This is a genomic window from Actinomadura sp. NPDC023710 (assembly GCF_040639875.1).
GTDB classification, from domain to species: Bacteria; Actinomycetota; Actinomycetes; order Streptosporangiales; family Streptosporangiaceae; genus Spirillospora; species Spirillospora citrea.
The window spans coordinates 16,188-27,368 of sequence record NZ_JBFAGB010000072.1; the positions used below are offsets into that span (position 1 = coordinate 16,188).

Below are 11,181 nucleotides of genomic sequence, written 5' to 3' on the forward strand. Positions count from 1 at the left end.
TGGTGGGGCCGGTGGCGCCGCGCTCCCAGCGGCACCTGACCGTGCCTGCCATGGCCTTGCAGGTCAGAGTGGTGAGAGCCGGTATCCGGCGGGCCTCGCCCACCGCCCCGGGGCGGCGATGGCAAGCGCGGAATCTACCGCCCGGTATGGCGCAGGCGATCCATCCGCCGTTCGCCGCGGTCATCGCCGGTCGCTCTTCGATGCCAGCAGGCCCAGCGCGGCCGGATCGAGGACGGTGATGCGGCCCCGGCCCGTCTTGATGATCCCGTCCCGACGCAGCGAGTGCAGCGCGCGTACCAGCGAGGCGCGCGACATCCCGAGGAGGTCGGCGATCTCGCGCTGGAGGCGCGGCAGGGAGGGTTCGGCCGCGTCGCTCCGCCGGTCCTGGTCGAGCAGCCGGGCGAGTCGCGTGAGCGGCGCCTCCTCACCGATGCCGCGCTGCAGGTCGGCGTCCCGGAGCCGTTGGACGGCCACGCGCAGCAGCACCCGGTTCAGCCCGTCGTACCGCCGCACGACCCGGTCGAATGCCTCGTGGGAGATCGCGAGGACGTTGCCCGCGTCCACGGTGACGACCGTCGCCGAGTGGGGCCCGCCGTCCACCAGTGACATCTCGCCGACGATGTCGCCGGGCCCGCGATGCGCGAGCCAGACCTCGCCCTCACCGGTCCGGTGCACGACACGCGCGTGCACCGACCTGAGGATGAGGACGGCATCGCTACGGCGATCCTGGACGCAGAGTTCGGCGCCCGCCCGGCAGGCCCGTATCCGTCCCGTCCCAGCCAGGGCATTGCGCCACTCGGCACGTAACTGGCTCCAGAAATCGTCCCCCTGCCCCCTCTCCGGCAGAGGCGCGCGCCGCATCGGGCCGCCCGGAGCAGTCCTCGCAGGCCGCCGCGCAGGAAGGACGAGCGACGATTCGCCATTGCGTGCTTTCAAGCTCTCTTCGATACGCACTTCGTGTTCCGTGAGTCGAAGCCGGACATGACATTGGTGACCTGTTTCGACCAGGTCGGTGATCCCACGGAGAGAAAGTGGTAGCGATCTCTCCGGGAATCTTGTGGCCGATTCCAGCCTTCCCTGCCCTGCCGTTCTGGATGCCCTGGACACGAATGAGAGCCGCCTTGTCTATGGGTCGCTCACTGCGCGTGTCCCCTGGAATGTCCCGCCCGGCAGGGCGAAGGCTTCCGCTGCATTACGACATCACGGAACGGGTGGGCACAGATCCGATGCTGGAAAGAGCTGGAATGCGCTGAAAATCCTCCGGCACCGGGCGAGAGCTGGTCCGGGTGTGCCTTCGGCCGGCGCCCGCGGTCAGAAGATGATGAAGATCATTCGGAAACGGCCGCCTCGGAAGAGGTAGCGGACGTACAGGGCGGAGAGCCCCGTGCAGAGGAGTCCGATGAACCCTGCGCCGACGGCTCCGCCGGCGAAGACCCCGAAGCTTCCCAGCAGGAAGAGCGCGGTCACACCCAGCCACCACCAGAAGTAGAACCCCATGTAGGTCGTCTTCGGGTGAGCCATCGACCCCGGCTGCCGGTAGGCGCTCGGCTGCGGGCGAGGAGGACCCGGCCGCGGAGGAACTTCCGAGGCCGGCCTTCTATCGGAGGGGTTGCCCGGCTGGCCGTCGGCGCGCCGGTACGGGGCATTCTGGTCGGACATGGTCGGCTCCCTGTCTGGTCGGTGCGGGGAAGCCACACCAGGGTCACCGAGGCTTTCTCCGAGCACGTACCAAGCTGGACAACTCTGGAACGCACTCAAAACTGCACGCCGCCACCTCTTGTGGACTCGGCAGGTTTGTCTGATCTGCGACACGAGTGGCCGACGGGGAGGGAGTGGCCGGTAATTGCACAGACAAGAAGCCCATGAACTTATTGTGCGTGAGCTTGGGCGTATGATCGGTTTCGCGTTCCGTGAACCGCCGTCTGTGACGGCGTACTTCTCACGCAAATAGCTTCAACTGCCGACCGGCCCCGGCCAGCGGCGGGCCGACAACGCGCAGAAGGACTCTGCGACGCGCTCCAGGATCATTGGCCAGGACGTTCCTCGGGGCGGTCCTGACGGCGGCCGATCGTTCATGATCCGGCGCCCTCAGTGCTGTAGCGCAAGCACGGCAAAGACGATCCCGATAGCGAGGATCACCGCGAGGAGGGCGAAACCACTGCCGCCGATGTCGATGGCGACCTTGCGGTGGGAGTCGCGGCCGGCCACCTGGAACGTCCCGCCGCGCGCCCCGTCTGCGTACAGGTGCACGCTGTTGCTCTGGGGCGGCATGGTGGCGCGGGCCTGGTCGACCGCGGCGGACAGGGAGCGCGCGAAGGCTGCATCACGTTCGACGGCCTGCCGGACCAGGTCGCGCATCCACGCGCCGTCTCCCGGATTCGCCTCGAACGCCTCGAACGCCTCGAGCTGGCCGTTCAGCCGGAACCACCGCCGCACCAGGTCGTGGAGCTCGGTGGAGCTCGCCACGGCCGCCGGGTTCACGATGGCCGTGGCGAGGACCTCGACCGCGTCGGACGCAAGTTTCTCCGCCACCATGCTCATCTCCTTCTGGCTAGTTCCCGGCGGAGGTCGGGCAGACGCTGGGCTGTCCGTTCGCGGGAAGGAGCTGCGCGTCCCCCCAGACCGCTCGGTAGTCGCCGCCGTACTCGGTGCCGTTCTTCGATGTGAGCAGGGTGGCCCGAAGGTAGAGGGTCGCGTAGGCCGAGATGTCCTGGTCGAACTCGGCCGGCTCGCCGGGGCTCACGGTCCGGCGGCCGATCACCCGCTGATCGTCCCCGAGCAGGACGAACTCGACGCTTGCCTTCAGGTCCTCATCGTCAGGCATCCCGGCCAGCGCCATGAACCGCTGGTACCTCGTGGTGGGGGTGAGGGTTATGATCCGGGCCAGGCCGATCGCGGACACCGGCTGATAGATGCTGCGGGAGCACTGCCTCCCCGTGATTCGGGCGCCGGCCTCGACGGACACCCCCGACGTGCCGCGGATCTGCTCCCTGGGCAGGTCGCGCAGAAAGACCGGAGTGACAGCGTTGGGGGGTGTGCTCCTCCGATCGGCTCCGGGTTCCGGACCTGTCGGCCGGTAATAGCGCCCGCCGGGCACATCCGTCGACACGTGCGCGACCAGCAGGCCGTTGACCGCCATGATGAGCGCCGCGCCCACTACGGCGCTCAACCCGCCCGCGTTCAGGGTGAAGCTGCGGTTGTGAGTCATGTAGGCGTCCCGCGTGGCCGCCTGTGCGTTGACGGTCCCGCGGCCGGCCGGTTGCCATGCGCCGCGCAGGACGATCACCGTGGTCAGCATCAGGACGGCGGCGAACCCGCCCCAGACCCAGTCGCCGCCGAAGATCCGCCCCGCCGCACCGGCGGCCGCGCAGGCCACCAGGATCAGCAGCATCCTCAGCAGGGCACGCCGCGTCCGGCCGCCTCCGGGCTGGCCCATGGACGCCTCCACTTCCGCGCCCTCGCCCGCATGGGCCCTTGTCGTCACAGGTACAGGTCTCTTCCCGAAATGGACGTACCGGAGATCTGCGCGTTCCCGCCGATGTTGAGATGGACCCCATTGGTCTGCCCCGGCTCACCGGTGGGTTTGTCGGCGGTCGCGGTGCCCTGTGCGGCCAGCCTTGCCGCGAGTTCGTCCTCGGCCGGCAGGTGAAGCCAGGCCTCCAACGTCGATTCCTTCACCTTCACGATGGTGGGGTGGAAGCTGGAGGGGTCGAAGTCCTCGTAGCCGTACCGGACTACGGCCTTGTGGACGTCTTCGGAGAGCAGATAGGCGACCGGGCCGCGTGCCTCGGCGAGCGACGCCTTCAGGGTGCCGGCCTCGTTCAGCCGGAACGTCTCGTCGATGCTGGCGCCGGCAAAGCCGTGGTCGTCCCTGAACGTCTGCCCGATGTGGACCGCGACGCGCAGGCGCGGACGCTCCGGACCGGCGGGGGCCGTCTCGGGCAGCCGCAGGAGCCGGGACACGATGACCTTCGGAGGCACCGGGTCCGGCACCGACAGCGGCCAGAGCATGAGGACGCCGTCGCCGCGGTCCTCGCGAGCACATCGAGACCACTCAGGGCCGAGCGTCCGCTCCAGCCAGGCGTACATCTCCTTCCGCGCGTGGCGCTTTCCCATGTCGTTGCGAGACGCGCTGCCCGCCATGTCGGCGACCACGATGACCGCTGTCTGCGAGTACTCGGTCATGACCGGGCGACCTCCTGTTCGTGTTGCGCTGTGTCCCCGTGTCGGCCCCGCCGTCGCGGGGCTCGCTCTGAAAGACGTCCGAAACGCCTTCATCTTGGTCGTCTCCGGCCGGGGGCGGCCGAGGCGCGGCGGGAAGGATGTGCCCTGACTCGGACCATGCCTCGTCAATTTCCACCGGTCTTCGAGAAGGCGCAGGCCAGTCAATTGATCACTGATCTTGGAACGGTCGGCCCTGAGAGGGGGCGACCAGTCCGGAGGGTCGGATTACCCGCGGGTATGGCGCACCTGCGCCATTGAGCACCCGCCTTCCTCTGGCCTACCCTGGCGTGGACCTGGTCGCCGAGGCGTTCGGCCAGGCGCGCAAACCGCACGCCCTCCCGGGTCGGGTCGAGCTCGGAGGCCGCTGGACGGCCCTGACGTCAATGAGCCTCCGCCCCCTTCAGGTCCGTGACCGGATAGTTCATCGCCTCGAACATCGCGAGGGACTCCGCGCGGCATGTGCGGGCGCGTCCCGGGTGCCCGGCCTTCCGTTGGGCCGCGGCGAGATCCCGGAGGACGTGCGCGGTCCAGAAGCGGTCGCCGAGCAGCCGGTCGAGCTCCAGCGACTGTTCGAACCGCACGATCGCCTGCTCCAGACGGCCGAGCCGCTGCTCGATCCGCCCCAGCGAACGCAGCGCCTCGGCCTCGCCCTCCGTGTAGCCGATCCGCCGGTAGAGGCCGAGCGCCCGGCGGCCCAGCGGCAGCGCCTCGTCGTAGGAACCGAGCCGTTCCCGCTGCTTGGTGACGTGGATCATCCCGTCCGCACGGGCGAGTGGATCGCCGACCGCGGTGGAGGCGCTGAGTGCCCGTTCCGCGTGCGCGAGCGCCTCGGCGTTGCTCCCGAGGGAGTCGTACAGGCGGGTGAGCGACAGGTGAGTCTGGAACACGCCCCTCGCGTCGCCGATGCTCTCGCACTCTGCCAGTGACATCCGCAGCAGCGGCAGCGCATCCCCCTGCCGCCCCAGCCTGTTCAGGCCGTCGCCGAGCAGCCGCATCGACGTCGCCTGGACGGCGCGGTCCCCGGCGCACCGCGCGGCGTCCAGCCCGATCCGGTGCAGCGCCACCCGCTCGGTGCGCCGCCCGCTGCGGCGCAGGAAGACGGTCGCGGCCCAGGCGAGCCGCCAGACGTGCTGGTCGAAGCCCGCGGCGGCGGCCTGCTTCATCGCCGCCTGCAGCACGGGCATCTCGGCGGCGAACCACGCCATCGCCTCTGGCCGGTCCCGGAGCAGGGGACCCGGCCGCCCGGGTCCCGCGGGCGGCAGGTCGGCCTCGCGGCATGGCTCGATCGCCCGGGCCGCCCGAATCGCCGTGCCCAGGTAGTAGTCGAGGACGCGCCCGATCGCGCTCCTGCCCTCCTCCGGGGCGCCGCGCCGCGCCAGGTCGCGGGCGAACTCCCGCAGCAGGTCGTGTGCGGAGAACCGGCCGATGACCTGCTCGGTGAGCAGGTTGGCGCGGGTCAGGGCGTCGAGCTCGGCGGTGGGCGGCGCGTCGGCGTCCAGCAGCGCGCGGCAGGCGTGCGCGTCGATGTCGGGGTAGGCGCCACCGATCAGCCGGAACAGCCGTGCCGCCCGCTCGGGGAGGAGCGTGTAGGAGGCGCGGAACACCGAGCGCGGGTCGAGGTCGGCGGAGCCCTCTCCCAACGCGCCGAGCCGGTCGGGCGCCTCGCGCAACCGGGAGGCGAGTGCGGAGAGCGGCCAGTCCGGGCGGTCCGCCGCCCGTGCCGCGACCATGCTGAGCGCGAGCGGCAGCCCGGCGCACAGGCCGATGAGCTCGTCCGCGGTGCTCTCCTCTGCGGCGACCCGCTCCGCGCCGAGCCAGCTCCGCAGCAGGTCGCGCGCCTCCCGGCGCGGCAGCACCGGCAGGGTGACGCGATGCGCGCCCTCCCGGACGACCAGGCCGTCGAGCCGGTCCCGGCTGGTGACGATCACCAGGCAGTGGCCGGCGCCGGGCAGCAGCGGCCGGACCTGGTCGGACGACCTCGCGTCGTCCAGCACGACCAACATCTTCCGGTCGGCCAGCAGGGTGCGGTAGAGCGCGCTCTTGCCGTCCAGGTCGTCCGGAATCGCCTCCGGGGCAGCGCCCAGAGCGTGCAGGAACCGATGCAGCGCCTCGCCCGGGTCGAGCGGTCCATCCTGCTCGAAACCGTGCAGGTCGACGTGGAGTTGGCCGTCCAGGTAGCGCTCCTTCAGTTGGTGCGCCCACCACAAGGCCAACGTGGTCTTCCCGACCCCGGGCGCTCCATCGATGGCGACGATGACCGTCGCCACGCCGCCGGGCTTGTCCAGGAGGTGCGCAAGCCGGTCGAGTTCGGCGCCGCGCCCGGCGAACCGTTCCGTCACGCACGGGAGCTGGCGCGGTGCGGGAGGCACGGCACCGCGCGCCCCGCGCTGCGGCGCCGCCTCGATGTCGTCGCGCAGCGTGCTCAGCCGGCGCTGCCGCTCGGCATCCGCGCCCAGCGCGGTGAGCAGCTGGTCGAAGACGGCGGTGGACGGCAGCGTCGTGCCGTTCAGGTAGGCGTAGAGGCTGCTCCGGGAGACATTGATCCGCCGGGCCAGGTCCGCGCGGTCCACCGCCCGCCCCTGCCGGTGCTCCCAGTCGATGAGGAGGAGGGCCAACTGCTTGACCAGATCGCGTCGCATCGCCACAGGATCATCGGCGTGTCCGTGGGAGAACATGCCCCTCCGTACGCTCGTCACCTCACAGCGGGACTCAGCGTATTTACGGCCGGCATCGGGGACCACCGTGCCATCACGGGGTCCGCTGGCCGGATCAGGCCCACTCTTTGGCACACCGAAGAGCAGGTCAGGGACAGCGGCGGCCTGTCGCGCCTTGGGCGTGGTCCAGTCGATGGGCGGAACCGGGTGCGCGCCGGACAACGCTGACGGCGAGGCGTTCAACTCCACCCGAGGGGCGAGCCCGGCCTCTTCCCGCCGGCTTGCCTGAGATGCGAAGCTCGTTGCGGCGTCCTCGACCCTCGCCGGCGAACACTCGGTCGAGACCGGAGCTGGGCTCGTCCAGGATCAGCAGGTCCCGGCCGTCGCGGACGAAGGCACGGGCCAGCGCGAGGCGCTGCGCGCCCGCGCACGCGGGCACCAGCGCGGGGACGGACCTGGCGAAGCCGTCGAAGTCGCGGAGTTTGGACACGGCTGACACGGCGAAGACCAGCCCGATCAAGCAGGCGCAGCCGATCCGCACGAGTTCCACCCGCACTCCTCACCGGGACCCGCGCGGGCGGCGTCGCGCCGCCGCCCGTGCGGGGGGAGGCTCACGGCGATCCGCAAGCACCGATGACGTAGTGGCGGCACTGGCCGTCGCAGCAGGTCTTGCGGTAGTACAGGCCGCCGGAGCAGTAGTAGTAGTTCTTGCAGGCGGCGGACGCGGTGGCCTTGGGGGCCACGCGCGCCAGCAGGCGGTCGGCGAGACGGGTCATGCGTGTCTCCTCTCCCCCGGCCGTCGGAGGCCGTGGGCAGCGATCATGATTCGGACCAACCGGATTACAGCACACTGAGGCCGCGATTACCCCAAAATGATCATTTCTTTCGCTGGCGTGTTCAGCCTGGCCAGGCCAAGTCTGCGGCCCACTCGCTTCCCATTCGACCCACACGCCGGCACGCCGTCGCGCGTCCGTGGGTTTCCGCACACCATGCCTGTGGCTCGGGGGTGATGGAGCTCCTCCACGATGTCGCCGTCCGTTGGCTCGTACTTGAGCGTGAGGCATCCTCCTGCTGCGCAAGACGGGCACGCAGGGATGGCGGCCGAGCCACTGCGCGGTCGCGGCTGGTCGAGATTGGGCTACGCAAGCCGGACGGCGTTGTCGCGCGAGTGCTCTCGATCTGGGCAACGCCGCCCGGCTTAGAGGTTCAGGCGGACAGCAGCAGGGTTCGGGCGGCGGACGGGTGTGGGAGTACGAGCTCGCCTCGTTCGATCCGGACCTTGAAGAACTCCCGGCGTCCGGAAAACTCCTCACGCAGCGCCAACTCCACCCGCAGGTCGGTGTAGGGAGCCTGGACGCTGAGCGCCTCGACCGACACCACGTCGAGCCGCTAACCGTTGCCGGCGTAGTTGTTCAGCTGCTTCACGAACGTCTGGTCGGCGGCCTGGCTGACCAGCGCTGCCTCAAGAATCTTGGCGAGGTCGAGGTGACTGTTGTGCATCATGATGGGCCCCTTCCTGACCGAGAGGGAGGACCGCCTCGATGTGGCGGCTTGGTGTGGGACTCCCGTTCCGGCGGCCGGGGTCAGAGCCGTCTCGGGGTGGGGACGCAAGCCAGCGGGAGCGGTTGCGTCCCCACCTCGGAGCGGCTCATCTTGGTGAGCCGGAATGGGCGCCCGACGCCTGGCGGCGCGAGCCGCGAGTTGGACGGGCCTGCGGTCACGCTGCCAACTGGTACGGGGACCGCGGTTTGGGCTGATGGATAGCGGCCAGCACTTGCTCGCCACTGAAGCGCGTACCGCAGGCAGTTGTTGCACCGCTGGGCCGCCATGTGGAGCACGTAGTAGTTGCGGGTCCGCATCCTGTCCGCGGTGCGGCCGGTGTATTTGTCGATCGCACCGATCTCCACAAGTTCGTCGATGTACCGGTCGACGGAACGGGCTTGTCTGAAACTCAGGCGTCTCGCCAGGTGCCCGCGTGAAGGGAAGACGACCCGGTCGCCGCGGCCGTGGGCGACATGCAACGCCAACTGCCAATAGAGAGCCTGAGCCGGCGGAGAGATGCCGCTGAGCGGAACCCAGTCCGGGAGCATCGAATAGGGGACCAAGCGTCCGGCGGCCAGAACATCGGCCTCCGCCGGTGCGGAGTGTTCGTCCTGGGCGTCACCGGATTCGGGGCAGTCTTCCTGGCTCACCAGGCCCTCCCAAGAAGAATCGGGTGGCCGTCTCCCGGGGGGCGAGGTCGAGCTGGCCGGGGACGGCCTCAACTTCAGGCCAGGTTCTCAGGGGTGGCCGCAGACCATAAGGGCGGCTGTGGTCACTTCGTCCCGGCGGCGGGGTTCAGGTCGGGCGCGCCGGCCGCGATCGCCCGGTCGGCGGCCATCCACACCGGAAGGTCCAGGCCGAAGGCAGGGCAGTCGGTGTTGGCGCAGCCGAGGCCGTCGCTGGTGCCGGAGCAGTCCGCGCGAACGTTGGGATACAAGAGCTAGCCGGTACGGCGCGGTCGTCCGGCGCGCGCGTGGCGCCGTCTGGGTCAGCGCCTTGGTCAGGATCGAGCGGCGGTGCCCGCCGGTGGCCGCGTCCGCGCTCGCCGCCCGGTCGACCTTGCTCGCCCCATCGTCCTGGCCTTCGCCGTGGTGGTCGTGACAATCCGGCCCCGCCAGCGATTCGTGAACCATTGGGGGAGGTCAACGGGGGTCTCTGCCGAGCCCATCGGCCATACCGATCATCAATCGTGATCTATGGGCTGGGTGGGTCACGCCGACCAGGTCCTGCTGTCCTGGCTGTACCGGATCAGGTGCTGGGCGAATTGGCGGCGTTCGGCGGGGTCCCAGGCGGCGGTGATGTGGGTGAAGGCCTCCGACTGGTCGGTGGCGTAGCGGCGGCGCTCGGCTTCGCCGGTGTCGGTGAGTTCGAGGACGGTGCGTCGGCCGTCAGCCTGGGAGGCGGCCCGGCGGAGCAGGCCATCGGCGATCAGCGCGGCGATGCTGCGGCTGGCGACGGGCTGGCTGACGCCCATCTCGGTGGCGATGCCGCCGACCGTCATCTCGCCGGGGGCGTCGGCGACGATGTTCAGGATCATGTTGCGGGTGAGGTCCCCCCGGCCGGCGGAGGTGCGGCGTCGCAGGCGCGACAGGGCAGGCCCCACCTGGAGGAGGAGGGCACTGTCGTCGGGTTCCGAAGGCGGCGGTGAGCTGGACATGTCCTCATTCTAAAGGATGGTCTTACCAACTACATGTCCATGCCTTGGTGCAACTACATATCTCATGCTATACATTGGAGGTGCTGACCTGCAGAAACGAGGATGACCATGACTGTGACTGCCATCACCGGTGCCAGGGTTTTCGACGGGGAGAAGTCTCTGGGCGTGACGACGGTGCTGATCGACGACGGGCGGATCGTCGGTGTCGGCGGGGATGCGCCCGCAGGAGCGGAGATCGTCGACGGCACTGGTGCGACGCTGCTGCCGGGATTGATCGACGCGCATGTCCACACCAGCCCGCCGTCCCTGGCGATGGCGCTGCGGTTCGGGGTGACGACCGAACTGGAGATGCAGGGCACCAATACCCGTGACAGGCGTGCCCGCGCCGGTGAGGATGACACCCTCGCCGATGTCCGTTCCGCCGGCTTCGGGCTCACCCCGCCCGGCGGGCATCCCAGTGAGCTGTTCCCGCCGGACTTCAAGCGCCCGGGTGCAGGCGGCCCCGAGGGCGGCAAGCCCGCCGGTGAGCCGCCGTATCAGCCGGACGCCACCAGCCCGGAGGCGGCCGTCGCGTCGGTCCGGCAGCTGGCGGCCCGCGGTTCGGACTACGTCAAGTTCATGATCGACGACGGCAGCGTCGAGGGGCACCCTGGCCTGCCGATGCTCGATCAGGCCACGTTGAACGCGGGCGTGGCCGAGGCCAAGAAATACGGGCTGCTCACCATCGCGCACGCCCTGACCATCGACGCCACCAGGATGGCGATGGAAGCGGGCATCGACGGCCTGGCACACCTGTTCGTGGAGCCCTGCACCGAGGAGATCCTCGCCATGATCAAGGACGCGGATGCGTTCGTCGTGCCCTGCGCGGTCCTCAACGCCTCTCTGATGGGCCACACGGGCAGCGATCTGGCCGACGATCCTAGGGTGGCCTCCCGCCTGGATGAGGGCTGGGACAAGACGCTGCGTTCCAGCTTCAACTGCTACCCCCAGGGCGACATCCAGGACGTCCTGGACACCATCAAGATCTTCCACGACGCCGGCATCGACCTGTTGGCGGGCACCGACGTGTCCGTACCCGTACCGTTCCTGGGCGGCCTCGCACAC

The 11,181-nt window shown here is 69.8% G+C and carries 13 protein-coding genes; 1 reads left to right on the forward strand and 12 read right to left on the reverse strand.

Annotated elements, in window-relative coordinates:
• Positions 1-180 precede the first annotated feature (180 nt).
• The 12 genes from AB0H37_RS43070 to AB0H37_RS43125 all read right to left on the reverse strand — a co-directional run bounded on the left by AB0H37_RS43070 (position 181) and on the right by AB0H37_RS43125 (position 10,077).
• Positions 181-861: a Crp/Fnr family transcriptional regulator gene (locus AB0H37_RS43070; protein ID WP_179835703.1), complete on the reverse strand. Its 681-nt coding sequence runs from the start codon at positions 859-861 to the stop codon at positions 181-183.
• 450 nt (positions 862-1,311) lie between these two features.
• Positions 1,312-1,521 carry a hypothetical protein gene (locus tag AB0H37_RS43075; RefSeq protein WP_353832711.1) on the reverse strand — a complete coding sequence of 70 codons (210 nt, stop codon included), beginning with the start codon at positions 1,519-1,521 and terminating at the stop codon, positions 1,312-1,314.
• 567 nt (positions 1,522-2,088) lie between these two features.
• The gene (locus AB0H37_RS43080; RefSeq protein ID WP_360618447.1) at positions 2,089-2,535 is read right to left on the reverse strand and encodes a hypothetical protein; all 447 of its coding nucleotides are present in this window, start codon (positions 2,533-2,535) and stop codon (positions 2,089-2,091) included.
• Between the two features lie 16 nt (positions 2,536-2,551).
• Positions 2,552-3,436 (reverse strand): NPCBM/NEW2 domain-containing protein, encoded by an 885-nt coding sequence (locus AB0H37_RS43085; protein WP_360618448.1) that lies wholly within the window; start codon positions 3,434-3,436, stop codon positions 2,552-2,554.
• Positions 3,437-3,480: 44 nt separating this feature from the next.
• Positions 3,481-4,185: a hypothetical protein gene (locus AB0H37_RS43090; RefSeq protein WP_360618450.1), complete on the reverse strand. Its 705-nt coding sequence runs from the start codon at positions 4,183-4,185 to the stop codon at positions 3,481-3,483.
• A 419-nt stretch (positions 4,186-4,604) separates the two neighbouring features.
• Positions 4,605-6,863, reverse strand: coding sequence for a tetratricopeptide repeat protein (locus AB0H37_RS43095; protein ID WP_360618451.1), 2,259 nt, complete (start codon positions 6,861-6,863; stop codon positions 4,605-4,607).
• A 163-nt stretch (positions 6,864-7,026) separates the two neighbouring features.
• Positions 7,027-7,428, reverse strand: coding sequence for a hypothetical protein (locus tag AB0H37_RS43100; protein ID WP_360618452.1), 402 nt, complete (start codon positions 7,426-7,428; stop codon positions 7,027-7,029).
• A gap of 61 nt (positions 7,429-7,489) precedes the next feature.
• Positions 7,490-7,654 carry a hypothetical protein gene (locus tag AB0H37_RS43105; protein ID WP_329089249.1) on the reverse strand — a complete coding sequence of 55 codons (165 nt, stop codon included), beginning with the start codon at positions 7,652-7,654 and terminating at the stop codon, positions 7,490-7,492.
• Positions 7,655-8,084: 430 nt separating this feature from the next.
• Entirely contained in the window at positions 8,085-8,258 is a 174-nt protein-coding gene (locus AB0H37_RS43110) for a hypothetical protein (RefSeq protein ID WP_360618454.1), read from the reverse strand.
• A gap of 203 nt (positions 8,259-8,461) precedes the next feature.
• On the reverse strand, positions 8,462-9,070 hold the full coding sequence (locus AB0H37_RS43115) for a hypothetical protein (RefSeq protein ID WP_360618456.1): 609 nt from the start codon (positions 9,068-9,070) through the stop codon (positions 8,462-8,464).
• Between the two features lie 122 nt (positions 9,071-9,192).
• Positions 9,193-9,357, reverse strand: coding sequence for a hypothetical protein (locus AB0H37_RS43120; protein ID WP_360618457.1), 165 nt, complete (start codon positions 9,355-9,357; stop codon positions 9,193-9,195).
• Between the two features lie 273 nt (positions 9,358-9,630).
• Positions 9,631-10,077: a MarR family winged helix-turn-helix transcriptional regulator gene (locus AB0H37_RS43125; protein ID WP_329089241.1), complete on the reverse strand. Its 447-nt coding sequence runs from the start codon at positions 10,075-10,077 to the stop codon at positions 9,631-9,633.
• Between the two features lie 108 nt (positions 10,078-10,185).
• On the opposite strand from AB0H37_RS43125, the gene AB0H37_RS43130 reads away from it, so the two are divergent.
• Positions 10,186-11,181: amidohydrolase family protein (locus AB0H37_RS43130; RefSeq protein ID WP_360618460.1), on the forward strand; the 996-nt coding region annotated here is incomplete at its 3' end.